This is a genomic window from Mesorhizobium sp. P2_A8 (assembly GCF_056404935.1).
In genome coordinates, this window is sequence record NZ_JBFUDB010000009.1 from 303,157 (window position 1) to 321,782 (window position 18,626).

Annotated in this window: 22 protein-coding genes; 5 read left to right on the forward strand and 17 right to left on the reverse strand. The window is 62.3% G+C overall.

The window, feature by feature from the left end:
- Positions 1-18: 18 nt before the first annotated feature.
- The 6 genes from AC1D10_RS26630 to AC1D10_RS26655 form a co-directional block, all read right to left on the reverse strand.
- Entirely contained in the window at positions 19-1,431 is a 1,413-nt protein-coding gene (locus AC1D10_RS26630; RefSeq protein WP_477277171.1) for a pyridoxal phosphate-dependent decarboxylase family protein, read from the reverse strand.
- A gap of 110 nt (positions 1,432-1,541) precedes the next feature.
- The gene (locus AC1D10_RS26635) at positions 1,542-2,273 is read right to left on the reverse strand and encodes a proteasome-type protease (RefSeq protein ID WP_477277173.1); all 732 of its coding nucleotides are present in this window, start codon (positions 2,271-2,273) and stop codon (positions 1,542-1,544) included.
- 155 nt (positions 2,274-2,428) lie between these two features.
- The gene (locus tag AC1D10_RS26640; RefSeq protein WP_477277175.1) at positions 2,429-3,223 is read right to left on the reverse strand and encodes a transglutaminase family protein; all 795 of its coding nucleotides are present in this window, start codon (positions 3,221-3,223) and stop codon (positions 2,429-2,431) included.
- A 64-nt stretch (positions 3,224-3,287) separates the two neighbouring features.
- The gene (locus AC1D10_RS26645; protein ID WP_379104255.1) at positions 3,288-4,229 is read right to left on the reverse strand and encodes an alpha-E domain-containing protein; all 942 of its coding nucleotides are present in this window, start codon (positions 4,227-4,229) and stop codon (positions 3,288-3,290) included.
- 21 nt (positions 4,230-4,250) lie between these two features.
- Positions 4,251-5,663: a circularly permuted type 2 ATP-grasp protein gene (locus AC1D10_RS26650; protein ID WP_167392123.1), complete on the reverse strand. Its 1,413-nt coding sequence runs from the start codon at positions 5,661-5,663 to the stop codon at positions 4,251-4,253.
- A 293-nt stretch (positions 5,664-5,956) separates the two neighbouring features.
- Positions 5,957-6,193, reverse strand: a complete 237-nt coding sequence (locus AC1D10_RS26655) for an Lrp/AsnC family transcriptional regulator (RefSeq protein WP_010909609.1) — start codon at positions 6,191-6,193, stop codon at positions 5,957-5,959.
- A gap of 274 nt (positions 6,194-6,467) precedes the next feature.
- Between AC1D10_RS26655 and AC1D10_RS26660 the strand changes: the two genes are divergently transcribed.
- Positions 6,468-6,887 (forward strand): DUF4864 domain-containing protein, encoded by a 420-nt coding sequence (locus AC1D10_RS26660; RefSeq protein WP_477277177.1) that lies wholly within the window; start codon positions 6,468-6,470, stop codon positions 6,885-6,887.
- 3 nt (positions 6,888-6,890) lie between these two features.
- Here the strand turns inward: AC1D10_RS26660 and tgt are convergent, their stop codons facing one another.
- The 7 genes from tgt to coaD all read right to left on the reverse strand — a co-directional run bounded on the left by tgt (position 6,891) and on the right by coaD (position 11,483).
- The gene (tgt, locus tag AC1D10_RS26665) at positions 6,891-8,021 is read right to left on the reverse strand and encodes a tRNA guanosine(34) transglycosylase Tgt (RefSeq protein ID WP_477277179.1); all 1,131 of its coding nucleotides are present in this window, start codon (positions 8,019-8,021) and stop codon (positions 6,891-6,893) included.
- On the reverse strand, positions 8,014-8,283 hold the full coding sequence (locus tag AC1D10_RS26670) for a hypothetical protein (RefSeq protein WP_477277181.1): 270 nt from the start codon (positions 8,281-8,283) through the stop codon (positions 8,014-8,016). Before AC1D10_RS26670 ends, tgt begins: the two co-directional genes overlap by 8 nt.
- On the reverse strand, positions 8,273-9,361 hold the full coding sequence (gene queA / locus AC1D10_RS26675; RefSeq protein WP_477277183.1) for a tRNA preQ1(34) S-adenosylmethionine ribosyltransferase-isomerase QueA: 1,089 nt from the start codon (positions 9,359-9,361) through the stop codon (positions 8,273-8,275). Before queA ends, AC1D10_RS26670 begins: the two co-directional genes overlap by 11 nt.
- The gene (locus AC1D10_RS26680; protein WP_477277185.1) at positions 9,361-9,810 is read right to left on the reverse strand and encodes a DMT family transporter; all 450 of its coding nucleotides are present in this window, start codon (positions 9,808-9,810) and stop codon (positions 9,361-9,363) included. Before AC1D10_RS26680 ends, queA begins: the two co-directional genes overlap by 1 nt.
- A 12-nt stretch (positions 9,811-9,822) precedes the next feature.
- The gene (locus AC1D10_RS26685) at positions 9,823-10,335 is read right to left on the reverse strand and encodes a peptidylprolyl isomerase (protein ID WP_195174493.1); all 513 of its coding nucleotides are present in this window, start codon (positions 10,333-10,335) and stop codon (positions 9,823-9,825) included.
- A 40-nt stretch (positions 10,336-10,375) separates the two neighbouring features.
- Positions 10,376-10,870 (reverse strand): peptidylprolyl isomerase, encoded by a 495-nt coding sequence (locus tag AC1D10_RS26690; RefSeq protein WP_477277390.1) that lies wholly within the window; start codon positions 10,868-10,870, stop codon positions 10,376-10,378.
- Positions 10,871-10,982: 112 nt separating this feature from the next.
- A complete protein-coding gene (gene coaD / locus AC1D10_RS26695) occupies positions 10,983-11,483 on the reverse strand; it encodes a pantetheine-phosphate adenylyltransferase (protein WP_477277187.1) in 501 nt (166 codons plus the stop codon).
- Positions 11,484-11,677: 194 nt separating this feature from the next.
- Between coaD and AC1D10_RS26700 the strand changes: the two genes are divergently transcribed.
- Positions 11,678-11,830, forward strand: coding sequence for a hypothetical protein (locus AC1D10_RS26700; protein ID WP_095085054.1), 153 nt, complete (start codon positions 11,678-11,680; stop codon positions 11,828-11,830).
- A gap of 69 nt (positions 11,831-11,899) precedes the next feature.
- Here the strand turns inward: AC1D10_RS26700 and gyrA are convergent, their stop codons facing one another.
- A complete protein-coding gene (gene gyrA / locus AC1D10_RS26705; protein WP_477277189.1) occupies positions 11,900-14,698 on the reverse strand; it encodes a DNA gyrase subunit A in 2,799 nt (932 codons plus the stop codon).
- A 334-nt stretch (positions 14,699-15,032) separates the two neighbouring features.
- Entirely contained in the window at positions 15,033-15,884 is an 852-nt protein-coding gene (locus AC1D10_RS26710; protein ID WP_477277190.1) for a helix-turn-helix transcriptional regulator, read from the reverse strand.
- An 85-nt stretch (positions 15,885-15,969) separates the two neighbouring features.
- Between AC1D10_RS26710 and AC1D10_RS26715 the strand changes: the two genes are divergently transcribed.
- From AC1D10_RS26715 to AC1D10_RS26725, 3 genes are all read left to right on the forward strand, one after another.
- Positions 15,970-16,506 (forward strand): hypothetical protein, encoded by a 537-nt coding sequence (locus AC1D10_RS26715; RefSeq protein ID WP_477277192.1) that lies wholly within the window; start codon positions 15,970-15,972, stop codon positions 16,504-16,506.
- A gap of 32 nt (positions 16,507-16,538) precedes the next feature.
- A complete protein-coding gene (locus AC1D10_RS26720; RefSeq protein WP_477277194.1) occupies positions 16,539-16,916 on the forward strand; it encodes a VOC family protein in 378 nt (125 codons plus the stop codon).
- A gap of 162 nt (positions 16,917-17,078) precedes the next feature.
- Entirely contained in the window at positions 17,079-17,708 is a 630-nt protein-coding gene (locus tag AC1D10_RS26725; RefSeq protein ID WP_023670949.1) for a MarC family protein, read from the forward strand.
- Between the two features lie 26 nt (positions 17,709-17,734).
- Here the strand turns inward: AC1D10_RS26725 and AC1D10_RS26730 are convergent, their stop codons facing one another.
- Together AC1D10_RS26730 and AC1D10_RS26735 are read right to left on the reverse strand one after the other, a co-directional pair.
- The gene (locus AC1D10_RS26730; RefSeq protein WP_477277196.1) at positions 17,735-18,160 is read right to left on the reverse strand and encodes an OsmC family protein; all 426 of its coding nucleotides are present in this window, start codon (positions 18,158-18,160) and stop codon (positions 17,735-17,737) included.
- Positions 18,161-18,209: 49 nt separating this feature from the next.
- Entirely contained in the window at positions 18,210-18,623 is a 414-nt protein-coding gene (locus tag AC1D10_RS26735) for a DUF2306 domain-containing protein (RefSeq protein ID WP_477277198.1), read from the reverse strand.
- Positions 18,624-18,626 lie beyond the last annotated feature (3 nt).

Genomic DNA, 18,626 nt, shown 5'->3' on the forward strand with positions numbered 1-18,626 from the left:
CACTCCAGTTTGGCCCGATCAGGCCAGGCCGCGCGCAATGTGGGTGATGACGGAGAAGGCAACATCGACATCGCCGGCTGTCGCCTCGAACTGTCCGACCTGGAAGCGGATTGCCACCCGCCCATCGACTCTCGTCTGCGTCAGGTAAATGCGGCCGTCGTCGTTGATCGCATTGACCAGCCGCAGATTGTGCTCGTCCGCATCGGCGCCGGTTGCGGCCCTGTGCCGGAAGGAAAACAGCGATAGCATCGGTTCGCTGACGATCTCGAAGTCCGGCTCCTTTGCCAGCCGCGCGGCAAGGCCTACGCTCCAGGCGACATGGTTGCGGATCATCCTGCGCAGGCTTTCCAGCCCATGGGCGCGCAGCAGGAACCACAATTTCAACGCGCGGAAGCGCCTGCCGAGCGGCACCGACCATTCGGAATAGTTGATGATGCCGTCATGGCCGTGAGTTTTCAGATAATCCGGCTTGATGGCCAGCGTCCGCACATGGCTTTCGGGATCACGCAGGAACTGGATCGAGCAATCGAACTGCGCACCTAGCCATTTGTGCGGGTTGAAGACGACAGAATCGGCTGCTTCGACACCCGCCCAGAAATGGCGATATTCGGGGCAAATCATCGCCGATCCGGCCCAGGCCGCGTCGACGTGAAGATAGAGGCCATGCCGCCGCGCCACTTCGGCAACCGCGGCGATGTCGTCGGTGCCACCCGTGCTGGTGCCGCCGACGCAAGCGATGATGCCGGCCGGCAGCATGCCGGCTTCCCGGTCAGCAACGATTGCCGCCTCGAGCGCTGCCGTGTCCATGGCGCGAAAGCGACCGTCGACCGGAATGCGCACAAGATTGTCCTCGCCGATGCCCGAGACCCAGATCGCCCGGTCGATCGAGGTGTGCACCTGGTCGGAGGAATAGATGCGCAACCGCGCCTGTCCTGCCATTCCCTTTTTGTTGCCTTGCCAGTCGAGCGCCCGCTCGCGCATGGTCAGCACTGCAGCCAGCGTCGCCGACGAGGCCGAATCCTGGATAACGCCCGAGAAACCTTCCGGCAGGCCGAGCGCCTGGCGCATCCAGTCGACCGTGCGCGTTTCGAGCTCCGTCGCCGCCGGCGATGTCTGCCAAAGCATGCACTGCGCGGCCATCGCCGAGACCAGATATTCCGCCACCACCGATACTGGCGCCGCATTGGCCGGGAAATAGGCGAAGAAGCGCGGATGCTGCCAATGCGTCATGCCCGGCAGAATCTTCTCTTCGAAATCGGCGAAAATCCTGTCCATCGGTTCGGCGTCTTCGGGCGGCGAAGCTTCTATGCTCCTGAGGATGTCGCCCGGCTCGACCAGCGGCCGCACCGGGCGGTCTCGCAGCGTGCTGCGGTAATCGGCGCCCCAGTCGGCGGCGCGCCGCGACCATTGCCGGAAATCATCGTTGTCCATCGCGTCCTCCCGACAGGATTTCTCGCCGCAGCCCGTCACGGCCGGCTCTTCAAGGCTCGATTTTATTTAACATGTGAATTATATGCAAGTGCCGGCGAATGCCGCACGCCCTACCCCGGGAAATCGGGCAGGCTGGCAAACGCTGTCTTCAGCGCACTCGACCAGCCATCCGAGATCGTGCGGTAGTACTGGTCGTCCTGGCCGATCCGTTTCTTCAGCCCGATCTTAAAAGCATCCTTCTCCAGGAAGAGCAGGTCGAGCGGCAAGCCGACCGACAGGTTCGACTTCAGTGTCGAATCGAACGACACCAGGAGCAGCTTCACCGTCTCGGCGAGGCTCATCGTCTTTTCGTAGGCGCGGATGATGATCGGCTTGCCATATTTGGTCTCGCCGATCTGGAAGAACGGCGTGTCGTCAGTCGATTCGATGAAATTGCCTTCGGGATAGATCATGAACAGGCGCGGCTCGCTGCCCTTGATCTGGCCGCCGAGGATGAACGAGGCATTGAAGTAGGAGTCAGCCTTCTCGCCCGCGGGCGACGAACTGGCGATGACCTCCTTGACCGTATCGCCGACGAGCCGCACGGTCTGATACATCGACGGCGTTTCCAAAAGCGTGGCGTGACGATCGGCAATTGCCTTGGTGCGTTCATCAAGCAGGCTGACCACAGCCTGCGTCGTCGCCAGGTTACCGGCCGACATCAGAACGATGACGCGCTCGCCCGGCTGCTCCCAGACATGCATCTTGCGGAAGGTGGAAATCGAATCCATGCCGGCATTGGTGCGCGTGTCCGACATGAACACGAGCCCGCGATCGATCTTCAGGCCGACGCAATAAGTCATGGAATCTCTTCTAGAGCGATTCATCGTTTCACGGAAACGCCGAACCGCTCCATCTCCTTGTTTTGACGCAATTCCCTGGGGAAAGCGCTACGCGCTTTTCCCGGGAAACCGCTTCACACTTTTCCTGCAATTGCTCCGGCGGCAATCTCGGGGGATTACTGCTCCACCGTGACGGTGACCGCAAGCTGTTCTTCCGCCTGTCCCAGCCGAATTCCCGACACCGGTGTCGCGTCCCGGTAGTCGCGGCCAGTGGCCACCTTTACATAGCGCTCATCGGGCGAAATGCCGTTAGCGGCATCGAAAGCAACCCAGCCGAGACCCGTAACATGCGCTTCGGCCCAGGCATGGCTTGCCGCCTGCTCGATGGTCGAATCCAGCATCAGGTAGCCGCTGACATAGCGGGCCGGAAACCCCATGGCGCGCGCGGCGGCGGCAAAGATATGGGTGTGGTCCTGGCAGACACCGGTCTTGAGCGCCAACGCTTCCTCTGCCGGCGTCGCCGCATTGGTGGTGCCGGGCGTATAAGTGACGCGTTCGCCGATCATCGCCATCAACCGATGCAGCCGCTCGATGTCCGTGCCCTTGCCGACCGACGCGGCGAGTTCGCGAATACCATCGCCGATCGCCGTCAACGGCGTTTCATGGCTGTACAGCCACAGCGGTGTAAAGCCCTGGTGTGGTCCGGAGACGCCTGCGGTGTCGCGCGTCACCACTTCGCCGGCCGCTTCCACCGTGATGAAGTCGCGCTCGCCCTCGACGCTCAGCAGCCGTGTGTCGTTGCCGAAATGGTCGACAAAGCGAACCTCTTCGCGCGCGCCTTCGATGGCCAGCGCCCAGGACAGAACGGTCTGCGTCGATCCGCTGACCGGAAGCAGCCGCAACCGCTGCAGCAGGTACTGCACCGGCGCATCGTAGCGGTATTCCGTCCGGTGAGTGATCTTCAGCCGCATGCTTTTTTTCCGCTTGTGAGCATGATCTCGTCCGAAAACCGGCTCCCATTTTTCGGGGCCATGCTCAATTGAACCGGTAATCTTGTGCGATCTCGTCGCCTAGTCTGGTGTTCTCACGAATGAAATTGGCCAGGAATTCATGCAAGCCGGCGTCGAATATGTCCTTGATCGACCCGGCTCGCAGCATGGCTTGCGTCTTGTCGGCGGTCGCATGGCATGCATGGCGTTCGCCGTAGTCGTCGCCGAGGAATTTCAGATGTTCGGCCAGGAAGCGATAGCAGAAGGTCAGCGAACGCGGCATGCGGACATTGAGGATCAGATAGTCGGCAATGTTGGTCGGCTTGTAGTCGGCCTCGTAAACCCAGCGATAGGAGCGGTGCGCCGACACCGAGCGCAGGATCGATTCCCACTGATAATTGTCGAGCGTCGAGCCTACCCAGGAGATCGACGGCAACAGCACGTAGTATTTCACGTCGAGAATGCGCGCCGTGTTGTCGGCGCGCTCGACATAGGTGCCGAGTTGAGAGAAGTCGAAGATCTCGTTGCGCAGCATGGTGCCGTAGAACGAGCCGCGGATCAGCGCCGTCTCGCGCTTGATCGCATCGAGCACGCTCGGCAGGTCGCGTTCGTCGATTGGCCTTGCCAGCATCCGCTTCAACGACATCCAGGCTTCGTTGATGCTTTCCCAGGTCTCACGCGTCAGCGCGGTGCGCACCATGCGGGCATTGTTGCGGGCCGTCTCGATCGCCGCCATCGTGCTCGACGGGTTCGACGTGTCGCGCAACAGGAAGTCGGCGACATTGGCTGCGGTATAGTCCTGGTATTTCTGCGTGAAGGCGACGTCCGAGCCAGCGCTGAGCAGCACCGAATTCCATTCCTCCGAGGCGCTCTGGGTGCGGGTCAGCGCCATGCGCAGGCCGGCATCAACAAGGCGCGCCATGTTTTCAGCCCGCTCGATGTAGCGGTTCATCCAGTAAAGCCCGTTGGCGGTGCGGCCTAAAAGCATCCAAAACCCTTCAAGTGAAAATCAATCATCCAGCACCCACGTATCCTTGGTGCCGCCGCCCTGCGAGGAATTGACGACCAGCGAACCCTCCTTGAGCGCGACGCGCGTCAGCCCGCCGGGCACGATCTGGATGCGGTCGGAAACCAGCACATAGGGCCGCAGATCGACGTGGCGCGGCGCCAGGCCCTTGTCGGTCAGGATCGGGCAAGTCGACAGCGCCAGCGTCGGCTGGGCGATGTAGTTCGACGGTTTTGCCGCAAGTTTCTTGGAAAAATCCTCGCATTCCTTCTTGGTCGCGGCCGGCCCGACCAGCATGCCGTAGCCGCCGGAACCGTGGACCTCCTTGATCACCAGCTCGTCGATATGCTCGAGCACGTATTTCAGGCTGTCCGGCTCCGAGCAGCGCCAGGTCGGGATGTTGCCGAGGATCGCCTTGCGGCCGGTGTAGAATTCGACGATCTCGGGCATGTAGGAATAGATCGCCTTGTCGTCGGCGATGCCGGTGCCCGGCGCATTGGCGATGGTGATGTTGCCGGCGCGGTAGACATCCATGATCCCGGGTATGCCCAGCGCCGAATCCGGCCGGAAGGTCAGTGGGTCGAGGAAAGAATCATCGACGCGGCGGTAAAGCACATCGATCTGCTTGTAGCCTTCCGTCGTGCGCATCGCGACATGGCCGTCGACAACGCGCAGATCCTGGCCCTCGACCAGTTGCACGCCCATCTGGTCGGCAAGGAAGGCGTGTTCGAAATAGGCGGAGTTGAAACTGCCGGGCGTAAGCACGGCAATGGTCGGCGTGCCCTTGGTGCTTTGCGGCCGCACCGCCGCCAGCGACTGCCGCAGAAGCTGCGGATAGTTCTCCACCGGCCGCACCTTGATCTTCTGGAACAGCTCGGGGAACAGCTGCATCATCGTCTCGCGGTTCTCCAGCATGTAGGAGACACCGGAAGGCGTGCGCGCATTGTCCTCCAGCACGTAGAATTCGTCCTCGCTGATGCGGACGATGTCGACGCCAATGATGTGGGTGTAGACGCCGGCCGGCGGCCTGACCCCGATCATTTCCGGCAGAAACGCCTCGTTCTTGGCGATCAATTCCCTGGGAACGCGCCCTGCCCGCAGAATCTCCTGGCGATGGTAGATATCGTCGAGGAAGGCATTCAGCGCCTGCACGCGCTGCTCGATGCCTTGCGTCAGGCGCCGCCATTCATTGCCCGAGATGATGCGGGGAACGATGTCGAACGGGATCAGCCGTTCGGAGGCTTCTTGCTCACCATAGACGGCGAAGGTGATGCCGGTCTTGCGGAAGACGCGTTCGGCGTCCTGCATCTTCTCGGTAAGCCTGGCCGGATCCTGCTCCTTCAGCCAGCGATCATAAGCCGAATACGGTCTTCTCAATCCGGAGACTTCCGGAAGCATTTCATCGAACGCTGCCAATCGCATACTCCCCTGTGGCGCCATTTCACTGGCGTCGCCGGAGAAAATCAAGCGCAATCGGTGATTTGAGGGATATGGACGATCAGTATGTTGCGGCTGCCCAAAATTGAGGCAGCAGGAATATGACCTTGGTCAGGCATTGCCTTGTGCCCGGGCAGGTGCGTCCGGCGGCTGGAGCATGATCCCGAAAAGTGGGTCCGGATTTGTCGGACAAACGGAAACCGCTTGTCCAGAGATCATGCTCAAACAAAGAGATAGAGCCCCATCCCGATTCTGTCGGGATGGAACGGGCTTTAGAAGGCGCGGAACGTGACGACGGTGAAGGTGTCCTTGATGCCGGGAAGAATCTGCACCTTTTCGTTGACGAAATGACCGACATCTTCCTCGTCGTCGACGTAGAATTTGGCGAGCAGATCGTAATTGCCGGCGGTGGAGTAGATCTCCGAGGCGATCTCGGCATCGGCAAGCGCGCTGGCAACCTCGTAGGATTTGCCGAGCTCGCATTTGATTTGCACGAAAAACGCCTTCATGGCTTCGTCCCGCTAAACGTCCAAGTCCAAGCGGCCCTTCTGGCAGACTGGAGGCGGGCTTTCAAGCGTTGGAATGAATGCTAAGCCGGCACGGTCCTGGGCTACGGCTTGCCGCGGCTCCGCCACCGCCATGCTGCGCGATGCTCGGAATCCATTGAGGTGAGACGAATATTCGCCATCGCTGAAACCGTGAAGCGCCGCCAAGCGTATGTTAGGATGCCTCTGGAACGTATTCTTTGGAGAGGCAGCCTTCGAGGGACAACGGAGACAGGCCATGCGCCGCATGTTTTTCGCATTCGCGTTCGTTCCGCTCATCCTGGCCACTTCGGCGTTTGCCGGCGATGCCGAGGTCAAGGCGGCGCAAGCCGCCATCGACGGCCAGTTGAAAGCCTTCATCGCCGATGACGGCGCCACCGCCTACAGCTTCGCAGCACCCAACGTGAAGCAGATCTTCCCGACCGTCGACACCTTCATGAACATGGTGACCAACGGCTATCCGCCGGTGCGCAAGCCGCAGACCTACTCCTTCGGCAAGGTCGAGGAGACAAGCCCGACCTCGATCGTCCAGCAGGTGCTGATCGTCGGCCCCGACGGCAAGGACTACGAGGCGGTCTACACGTTGCAGCAACAGCCCGATGGCACCTTCCAGATCACCGGCTGCAGCCTGCGCGCCTCGAATTCGCTCAGCACTTGAACGTCACACGACGGGGATATCGCCCCTTGCCCAGCCTTCAGTGATCTCGGCCGCGCGTGCCTCGAAGGCCTTGGCCTCGATCGCAGCGCGGATGTCCTGCATCAGCTTTTGATAGTAGGAAAGATTGTTCCAGGTCAGGAGCATGGCGCCGAGCGCCTCTTGCGAGCGCACAAGATGGTGCAGATAGGCGCGTGAATAGTCCCGTGCCGCCGGGCAATCGCTTTCCTCATCAAGCGGGCGCGGATCGTCGGCATGGCGGGCGTTTCGCAAATTGACCTTGCCACGCCTGGTATAGGCAAGGCCGTGCCGGCCGGCCCGCGTCGGCATCACACAGTCGAACATGTCGATGCCGCGCGCCACCGATTTCAGGATGTCGTCCGGCGTGCCGACGCCCATGAGATAGCGCGGCTTGTCCGCCGGCAGTTCCGGACAGGTGATGTCGAGCATCTCGAGCATCACCGCCTGCGGTTCGCCGACGGCCAGGCCGCCAACCGCATAGCCCCTCAGTTCCATCGCGCTCAGCGCCTGCGCCGAACGCACCCTGAGCTCTGCATTGTCGCCGCCTTGCACGATGCCGAACATCGCCTTGCCCGGCTGGTCGCCAAACGCCGTCTTGCAGCGCTCGGCCCACCGCAGCGACAGCTCCATGGCGCGCTCGATCTCCTTCATCTCGGCCGGCAGCGCCGTGCACTCGTCGAGCTGCATCTGGATATCGGAATCCAGCAACCCCTGGATCTCGATCGAGCGTTCCGGCGACATCTCGTAGGCTGCGCCATCGATATGCGAGCGGAAGGTGACGCCCTTTTCGGTCAACTTTCTCAGTTTCGACAGCGACATCACCTGAAAACCACCGCTGTCGGTCAGGATCGGATGCGGCCAGCGGGCGAATTCGTGCAGCCCGCCGAGCCGCGCGACGCGCTCGGCGCCGGGCCGAAGCATCAGATGATAGGTGTTGCCAAGGATGATGTCGGCGCCAACGCCGCGCACCTGGTCCATATACATGGCCTTGACCGTGCCACCGGTGCCGACCGGCATGAAGGCCGGCGTGCGAATTTCGCCACGCGGCATGTCGATCACGCCGCGCCGCGCCTTGCCGTCCGTCGCCAGGACCTTGAAGCTGAACGGCTTAGCCATTGAATTCCTTGTCGTGAACCAGGGCGCCAGGTGCCTGTTTGTCGAGCGACTGGCGGTATTGGATGCAGCCGCGCATGAATCTGGGCCAGGGCGGCACGGCGATCGATGGCTCGGCCTTTTCCGGCAACAAGTCCCACAGGTCCGGATGATGCCAGCAGAGGTCATGGCCGGTGGCGTCGCGATGCTGGCGAATGCCGGCTCGCAATTTTTTCACTTCCGCGATCAGGCTTTCGCGATCAAAGGCTTGCAGATCATCGTCCATCGCTCATCTCCGCTCGATAAAGCAGACTTGCGTCTCCATAGGAGTAGAACCTGTAATGGTTCTCGATGGCATGCGCATAGGCCGCACGCATCGTGTCGAGGCCACTGAAGGCCGAAACCAGCATGAACAGGGTCGAGCGGGGCAGGTGGAAATTGGTCATCAGCATGTCGGCGGTGCGAAAGCGGTAGCCGGGCGTGATGAAGATGTCGGTCGGGCCGGACCACGCGGCGAGCGTGCCATCTGCCAGCGCGGCACTCTCCAGCAGGCGCAGTGATGTCGTGCCGACGGCGACGATGCGCCCGCCTCTCGCCCTCGCGGCATTGAGCGCGTCGGCGGTTTCCTCGCTGACCGAACCGGTCTCGGCATGCATCTTGTGGTCTGCGGTGTCGTCTGCCTTCACCGGCAGGAACGTGCCGGCGCCGACATGCAGGGTGACGAAGCGGCGCTCGACACCCTTGGCGTCGAGTGCCGCAAAAAGCTCCGGCGTGAAATGCAGACCTGCCGTGGGTGCTGCAACGGCGCCCTCCTCTCTCGCATAGATGGTCTGGTAGTCGGCCCGGTCGCGTTCGTCGTCATCGCGCTTCGAGGCGATATAGGGCGGCAGCGGAATGTGGCCGACCGCATGCAGCGCCTCGTCCAGAAAGGGTCCCGACAGGTCGAAGCCGAGCAGCGCCTCGCCGCCGTCGCCCTTCTCGATCACGGTGGCGTCAAGCTGGCCGAGGAAACAGGAATTGCCGTCATGGCCGAAATGGATGCGGTCGCCGGCGGCAATGCGCTTGCCCGGCCGCATGAAGGCCAGCCAGCGGTCCGGCGCCATGCGCATATGCAGCGTGGCTTCGACCTGAGCCTGTGCCTCGCCGCGCCGCCTGATGCCTTTGAGCTGCGCCGGAATGACCTTGGTGTCGTTGAACACCAGCACGTCGCCAGCCCTCAGCAGGGACGGCAGGTCGCCAACCGTCCGATCGTCGAGCCCTTCGCCGGGCTTGACCACCAGCATCTTGGCGCTGTCGCGCGGCTCTGCCGGGCGAAGCGCGATCCGCTCATCCGGCAGGTCGAAGTCAAAAAGATCGACGCGCATCAGTAGAGCCGGACGAGCAGCGCTCCGGCCAGCAGCAGCACCGCGCCGGCGACACGGCCGAGCGAAATTTCACGGACCGCGACGCCGAGGAAGCCGACGCGATCGATGAGCATGCCGGCCAGCAGCTGCCCAGCCACAAGAAATGCCATCAAGGCAGCGGCGCCGATGCGCGGCGTGAGGATTGTCGACAGCGTGACATAGAAGCCGCCGAGCATGCCACCGGCGACGAACAGCCAAGGCGCCGGCGCCTTCCAGTCGAGGGTGATGCCTTGCAGATTCCCCACCGTGACGGAGATGATGCCGAGCACGACGGCGCCCGATAGGAACGAAAACGCAGCCGCCGCGACCGGGAGACCCAGGCCGCGCGCCAGCTGCGAATTGATCGGCGCCTGAATGGCAATGAAGGCGCCGGACAGGATGCCGAGAAGCGACCAGACGACGCCCATCATTGTCGGTTTACCTTACTTGACGTCGGCCGCGACCTTCAGCGACACGATCTTGTCGGGGTCCGGCACCGGCTCGCCGCGCTTGATCTTGTCGACATTGTCCATGCCTTCGATGACCTGGCCCCAGACCGTATACTGACGGTTGAGGAAAGCGGCATCGTCGAAGCAGATGAAGAACTGCGAATTGGCCGAGTTCGGGTTCTGCGAACGGGCCATGGAGCAGGTGCCGCGGCCATGGTTGGCGTTGGAGAATTCGGCCTTCAGGTCCGGCTTCTCGGAGCCGCCCATACCAGCGCGCGACGGCGCGAAGGAAGGCTTGCTCGAATTGCCGAACTTGACGTCGCCGGTCTGCGCCATGAAGCCCTCGATGACGCGGTGGAAGACCACGCCATCATAGGCGCCTTCGCGCGCCAGTTCCTTGATGCGGGCGACATGGCCGGGCGCCAGGTCGGGGAAAAGTTCGATGACGACCTTGCCCTTGGTCGTTTCCATGATGAGCGCGTTCTCGCGGTCCTTGATCTCGGCCATGTCAGATATCCTTTTGAGAAAACAGAGTTATTTGACAACTTTACTTGTCTGCGGCGATGCGCACCTTGATCATCCGGTCGGGATCGGTGACCGTGCCATTGTCCGCTTCGTCGCCCTTCTTGATGTGATCCACCAGTTCCATGCCGCTGACGACGTTGCCGACGATGGTGTACTGGCCATCGAGCGGCGGTGCCGGCGCGAACATGATGAAGAACTGCGAATTGGCGGAGTTGGGGTCCTGTGAGCGGGCCATGCCGACCACGCCACGCTTGTAGTGCTCGGTCTGCGAGAATTCAGCCGGCAGGTCGGGCTGATCGGAGCCGCCGGTTCCGACCGCCTCGGCGCTAAACCCCTTCTTCATGTTGCCGAACTTGACGTCGCCGGTCTGCGCCATGAAGCCGTCGATGACGCGGTGGAACGCGACATTGTCATAGGCGCCCTGGCGCACCAGCTTCTTGATCTGCGCGACGTTCTTGGGCGCGAGATCGGGCCGAAGCGCGATGGTGACGTCGCCATCCTTCAGCGTGATGATCATGGTGTTTTCCGGATCGGCAGCGAAAGCCGAGACCGATGCGGTCACAAGACCGGCAAGCACAATGAGGAGCGAGGCAAGCTTTTTCAGCTGCATGGGTTTTTCTCCGGAGTCTTTATTTCGCGAATTTGGCGGTGAGCGCACCGGCAACCGCCGCCGGCACGAAGGGGCGGATGTCGCCTCCCATCGAGGCAATCTGGCGGACAAGTGTGGCGGTAATGGTGCGCACGGACGGGCTGGCGGGCAGAAAAACCGTCTGCAGTTCAGGCGCCATGGTCTCGTTCATGCCAGCCATCTGCATCTCGTAGTCGAGGTCGGTGCCGTCGCGCAGGCCACGGATCATGATCGAGGCGCCCTGCTTCCTGGCCGCGTCGATGACCAGCCCGTCGAAGGCGACGACCTTGATGCGCGCGCCGTCGCGGCCAAACAATGTCTTCGTCGCACTCTCGATCAGCGCCACCCGTTCCTCGAAGGAAAACAGCGGTTGCTTGCCCGGATGGATGCCGATCGCCGCATAGACGATGTCGGCCACGGCCAGCGACGCCTTCAGCACGTCGAGATGGCCGTTGGTCAGCGGGTCGAAGGAGCCTGCATAGAGGGCGATGCGTTCAGTCATGGCTGGTGCTTCTAGCGAGCCTCTCTCGCAAAGGCAAATCCGATTGGCGAGCGGGGCGTGAACCTTTTCCGGCGCATGAACGACAGATGAACATGCTGATCACGAAGCCTTCACGCAGCGTTCACTAGGTTGCACCTTAATAAGATGAAACCAAAATCCCATCTGTTCGTTGTTAGGCGCAGGAGAACACGCACATGCTGATCTACATGCTTGCCACTGCAATGACCGTCGCCATGCTGATCGCCACCGTATTCGGGTTGCATCAGGAGGCTCAGCGCATCCGCATCAAAGCCAACACCAAGCGCTTCGAAGGTTTCGGCCCCCGCAAGCCATATCGCCACTACTAAGTTTCGCCTGAACTTCCCGCCGCGCCGGCCAATGGGCCGGCGTTGCTATGTCAAGCGCTGGCCCTGGACTTACTCAGCGCTGTCCGGACCGGCGTCCGCCGTCGGATCAATCTCAGCGCCGGCGCTTTCTTCGATTTCCTCGTCCGCCTGCGGCTCCGATATCCGCTCGACCGAGACCACCTTTTCACCTTCAGCCGTGTTGAAGATGGTCACGCCCTTGGTGGCGCGGCTGGCGAAGCGGATGCCGTCGACCGGCACCCGGATGACGGTGCCGCCATCCGACACCAGCATGATTTGGTCGTCATTGCCGACCGGGAAGGTCGCCACCAGCCTGCCGATCTCCGCCACCTTCGACACGTCGGTGGCACGAATGCCCTTGCCGCCGCGTCCAGTCAGCCGGAAATCATAGGACGACGAGCGCTTGCCGTAGCCATACTCGGTCACCGTCAGCACGTACTGTTCGTGCTGCTTGAGGAACTCGTAGCGTTCGTCGGAAAGCTCCGTCTCCTCGCCGACCTCTTCGTTGGTCAGGGCGATCTCTTCCTCTTCGCCGGCGGCGATGCCGGCGGCAAGGCGCCGTTCGGCCGCCGCCCGCTTGAGATAGGCGGCGCGCTCGGCCGGCGGCGCATCAACATTCTCGATCACCGCCATGGAAATCACCCGGTCTGTCTCGGCCATGGCAATACCACGCACGCCGACCGAATTGCGGCTCTGGAAGACGCGCACGTCGCCGACCGAAAAGCGGATGCACTGGCCGGAACTGGCGGTCAGGAGCACGTCGTCATTGTCGGTGCAGGTCTCGACGCCAAGAATCTCGTCGCCCTCCTCCTCCAGCTTCATGGCGATCTTGCCGTTGCGGTTGACCTGGACGAAGTCGGAAAGCTTGTTGCGGCGCACGGTGCCACGCGTGGTGGCGAACATCACGTCGAGCTCGCCCCAGATGGTCTCGTCCTCGGGCAGCGGCATGATGGTGGTGATACGCTCGCCCTGCTCCAGCGGCAGCATGTTGATCAGCGCCTTGCCGCGCGACTGCGGATTGCCGATCGGCAGCCGCCAGACCTTCTCCTTGTAGACGATGCCGCGCGAGGAGAAGAACAGCACCGGCGTGTGCGTGTTGGCCACGAACAGCCGGGTGACGAAATCCTCTTCCTTGGTCGACATGCCGGAGCGGCCCTTGCCGCCGCGGCGTTGCGCCCGGTAGAGCGACAGCGGCACGCGCTTGATGTAGCCGGAATGGCTCACCGTCACGACCATGTCCTCGCGCTGGATCAGGTCCTCGTCTTCCATGTCCGCGCCACCGTCGGTGAGCTCGGTGCGGCGTGGCGTGCCGAACTCGTCGCGCACGGCGGCGAGTTCGTCCTTGACGATCTGCTGAACGCGCGCGCGGGACGACAAAATGTCCAGATAATCAATGATTTCGGCGCCGATCGTGTTCAACTCGTCGGCGATCTCGTCGCGACCAAGTGCGGTCAGCCGCTGCAGGCGCAGTTCGAGGATGGCGCGCGCCTGCTCCTCGGACAGATTGTAGGTGCCGTCTTCATTGATGCGATGGCGCGGATCGTCGATCAGAAGGATCAGCGATTCGACATCTCCGGACGGCCAGCGCCGCTCCATCAACTGCTCGCGCGCCGTCTGCGGATCCGGCGCGGTGCGGATGAGCTTGATCACTTCATCGATGTTGGCGACGGCGATGGCGAGACCGACCAGGACATGGGCGCGGTCGCGCGCCTTGCGCAGCAGGAATTTCGTCCGCCTTGTGATCACTTCCTCGCGGAAAGCGACGAACGCCCGCAGCATGTCGGTCAGCGTCAGCAGTTCCGGCTTGCCGCCGTTCAGCGCCACCATATTGGCGCCGAAGGAGGTCTGCAGCGGCGTGAAGCGGTAAAGCTGGTTGAGGATGACGTCGGCGACGGCGTCGCGCTTGAGTTCGATGACGACGCGGTAACCCTGGCGATCGCTCTCGTCGCGGATGTCGGAAATGCCCTCGATGCGCTTGTCGCGCACCAGTTCGGCCATCTTCTCGATCATCGACGACTTGTTCACCTGGTAGGGAACCTCGGTGATGATGATCGATTCACGGTCGTTGCCGCGCGCCTCGATGTTGACTTTGCCGCGCATGACGATGGAGCCGCGACCGGTCGAATAGGCGCTGTAGATGCCTGAACGGCCAAGCACGATGCCGCCGGTCGGGAAATCCGGGCCCGGAATGATCTCCATCAGCGCCGGCAGGTCGATCGCCGGATTGTCGATGATGGCAATCGCGCCGTTGCAGACTTCGCCGAGATTGTGCGGTGGGATGTTGGTCGCCATGCCGACGGCGATGCCGCCGGAGCCGTTGACCAGCAGATTGGGGAAGCGTGCCGGCAGAACCTTGGGTTCGCTGCCGGACGCGTCATAGGTGTCCTGGAAATCGACGGTGTCCTTGTCGATGTCCTCCAGCAGCTCGTGCGCGACCTTGGTCAGCCGCGATTCCGTATAGCGCATCGCCGCCGGCGGATCGCCGTCGATGGAGCCGAAATTGCCTTGCCCGTCGATCAGCGGTACGCGCAGCGACCAGTCCTGCGCCATGCGAACCAACGCGTCATAGATGGAGGCGTCGCCATGCGGATGATATTTACCCATCACGTCGGCGACCGGGCGTGCCGATTTCACATATTTGCGGTTCCAGTGGTAACCGCTCTCATGCGAGGCGAAGAGAATGCGGCGATGCACTGGCTTCAGGCCGTCGCGCACATCCGGCAGCGCGCGGCTGACGATCACGCTCATGGCGTAATCGAGATAGGAGCGCTGCATCTCCTCGACGATGGATATCGGCTCGATGCCGGAGGGGCCGCCGTCGGCGCCGCGCGGTGTCTTTTGGTCGGTCAAATCGGATCACAATCTAATCAGGAATCACTTGCTGCTTATATAGGAAGCAAGCCCGAAACTCCAACGTCCGCAGCACTTTTCCAGTGTCAATTTTGATGGTAATTTCAAATGGATACCACAGATTGCGACGATATGGCCAAGGCGGTTTTCGCCGCCACAGGGCAAAAGCCTGAAATGGGCCGTTTTCCCCAAGCGAAAGCCAAGAGCGCGACTAATTGGACCTCGTGGCTGCCTTTGCGAGCACTGAGCGGTTGGCGGCCCCGGGGTCTCAATGGCGATCTGATCGCGGGCGGGACACTGGCTGCGATCGCCATTCCCAAACCGATGGCGAATCTCAACGCAGCTTGTGCTGCGAGCTTTGGCGTGCGCCCGCTCGGCGGGAGCGATACTGGCCCGGCGTCTCACCCATGACGCGCCGAAATCGACGATTGAACGTCGACAAATCGTTGAAGCCGGCGTCGTAGGCGATCGCCGAGACCGCATCGTCTGACATGCGCAGCCGCACCGCCGCCCGGTGCAGCCGGGTCTTGAGCAGGAACTGGTAGGGCGTCATGCCCGCGACCTGCCGGAAAATGCGCAGGAAATGATAGGGGCTGGTCGCCGTCTCATCGGCAAGCGCCGAAAGCGAAATCGGTCCGTCGGCATCGACTTCGATCCGCCGCACTGCCTCGGCAACCCGTTTCTGATCGCGACGGCTTGGCGCGCATCTGACAGGTGTGGAGCCAGAGGCTGTTGCCACCGCACCCGCAATGCGCAGCCCGAGTTCCTCGAAGGCGTCGATGTCGGCCATCTCGCGAGCGGTTTCGGCCTCGGCGAGCAAGCACGCCAAGGCCGGCAATGGCGGCAGGCGCGGCACCTTGAAGGCCAGCTTCCTGGCGCCCGGCACACCAGCCACGATGCGTTCCATGTAAGCCGGCCCGAAATGGAACGAGAGGCAACGGTCGCCGCTGCCGTGCTCGTGCCCGCATTCGTAGCACGTGCCGGGGTTGCCGAGCAGGAGCGCGCCAGGCGCCAGCATCGCCGTGCCTTGCTGGGCGCGATATCGGAACGTGCCGCTGGTGACCGCGGCGACACAGAAATCCTGATGTGCTTCCTCGAACGGCCGGTCACCGGCGCTGGCCGTGCAGATCACATCCGCCACGTGCCAGCCGGCCCCGGATGCGAGACTATGCGTGGTCGCTGTCATGATCGAAATATAGCAATTTTTCCCAAGCCCAGAACCCCATCACGGCCTACTCCTCCCGGTCTCCTGACAGGAAGAGACCGTAACCATGTACGAACAATCCTCGTTTGCCGAAGCCTTGCACAGTCCCGGACCAGTCGACGGACTTGCCGAGAAACTGGACCTTTACGGCCGCTTCGTCGGCGCCTGGACGTTTGACGCCTCGCGCCATCTTGAGGATGGCACGGTGCTGACCGGGCGTGGCGAGGTGCATTTCGGCTGGGTGCTGGAAGGCCGGGCGATCCAGGATGTGTGGATCCTGCCCGCACGCGACGCCGGCCCCTCGCCTTCCCTAAGCAAATGGACGTTCTACGGCACGACGTTGCGCCTCTATGACCCCGCCGCGGATGCCTGGCACATCTTCTGGAGCGACCCGCGCAACCAGTATTACAGCCGCCAGCTCGGTCGCGCCGAGGGCGACACCATCGTGCAAGTGGGCGCCGATGGCACCGGCTCTTCGGTGCGCTGGAGTTTTTCCCGCATCACAAAGGACAGCTTCCGCTGGCTCGGCGAGCGCTCCCACGACAATGGCGCGACATGGCGCCTGGAAGTCGAATTCCTGGCGCGCCGAATGGCTACAACCTGACGTCATAAGACATTGCAACAATGGAGAAACACATGTTCGATCATGTCTCGATCGGCGTTCGCGACGCCGCTGCTTCCAAGCGCTTCTACGATGCTGCGCTGAAGCCGCTCGGCTACACCTGCCTCAGCCAGTCGCCAGGCTCGTTGGGTTATGGCGTGCAAGGCGTCGCGCTATGGGTCAACGAAGCCGCGCGGCCTGTGCCACCAGAGGAAGAATCCGGCCTGCATTTCTGCTTCGCAGCACCGACGCGGGCCAGTGTCGACGCCTTTCATGCCAGCGCCTTGCGTGAAGGCGGCAGTGACAATGGCCCACCGGGCCTGCGCGCCGACTATGGCGAAAACTACTATGCCGCCTTTGTCGTCGATCCGGACGGCTATCGCATCGAGGCCTATTGCGGCGCTGCCGGCTAAAGCAGTTTTCCCAGGAAAAGCGCGCAGCGCTTTTCCTTAGGGAATGGCGTCAAGACAAAGGTTGCCGAAGTCCCCGGTTTCATCCCTCCGACTGTTCCCACCGACCGACCTTTGCTCTACCAATATCCTTGTGCGGGCACGGCCCGGCGGGAGGGGTCAGAGATGCCGAGCTTCGACAGCCTGTTCAACGCCTTCGTCACCATTCTCGTGACCATCGATCCGCCTGGGCTGGCCCCGCTGTTCCTCGCCGTGACACGTGGCATGAATCGCGAGGAGCGCCAGCAGGTTTCCGTCCGCGCCTCGATTATCGGTTTCCTGGTCATGGCGCTGTTTGCCGTTGCCGGCGCCTCGATCCTGTCGGTGTTCGGCATCACGCTGCCGGCTTTCCGCGTCGCCGGTGGCTTCCTACTGTTCTTCATCGCCTTTGAAATGGTGTTCGAGCGCCGGCAGGATCGCAAGGAGAAGATCGGCGACGTCGCCATCACCAAGGACATGATCCACAACATCGCCGCTTTCCCCCTGGCGATCCCGCTGATCGCCGGCCCCGGCGCCATTTCGGCGACGGTGCTGCTCTCTGGTTCGTTTCAGGGCTTTGCCGCGCAAGCGGCGCTGGTCGGCATCATCTTCGTCTGCCTCGCCATCACTTATCTGGTGTTCGTACTGTCGGAACGCATCGATCGCATCCTCGGCCAGACCGGCCGTTCGATCCTGACCCGGCTGCTCGGCGTCATCCTGGCAGCACTCGCCGTGCAGTTCGTCGCCGACGGTATCAAGGCGCTGATGGCGGGTTGACGCGCAGCGAGCCGCCGAAGCCGGCCCTACTTCGCCGCCGTATCAATGACCTCGAAATCGTGGGTAATAGCGGCGGTTTTGGCCAGCATCGCGGAGGCGGAACAATATTTTTCGATCGAAAGGTCGATCGCCCTTTTGACCTTGTCATTGGAGAGCGACCGGCCCTTGACGACGAAATGCATGTGGATGCGCGTGAAAACCCTGGGCTCGGTTTCGGCCCGATCGGCGTCGAGCTCGACAACGCAGTCCTCGACCGCCTCGCGGCCCTTCTCGAGAATATGGACGACATCATAGGCCGAACAGCCGCCGGTGCCGATCAGCACCAGTTCCATCGGGCTTGGGCCTGGTGTCTTGCCTTCCGGTCCGAGCGCGGTTCCGAGCACCACCTTGTGGCCGCTACCGGATTCGCCGACGAAGGTGCGCTCTTCGACCCACTTAACGCGTGCTTTCACCTGAGATTTCCTTCCACTTGAGGTCATCCGCCTCAAGAATCAAACAGGATCATGGTCCGGCTCGGGCGACGCCAAAGACGACGTCATGCATGACCCTGCCCGGCAACAGCGTTAAGATGCCGGCGCCGACCAATGCAAAGACATACAGCGCAATCATCGACTTGCGATGCTTGGCGACGCGGTGATTGCGGGCGTGCCACACCGCCAGCGGCACGGTGACCAGCACCAGGATCGACAGGAGATGGATCGGACTGAAAGGGCCGATGAGGCGGATGTCATGAATCCAGAAACTCGAGACGGCGATCACCAGCATCAGCGCAGCCCAGACATAGCCCGCGATGCGATGGCGTGACGTTCCCTTCGGCAGTGCCAGCTGCGTGACGCCTATCGCCAGTGCTGCGAAGGCCGCAAAGGCATGCCAGGGGATTGGTGAGGGTGCGGCAAGCAGCGGTTGCAGCGACATTGC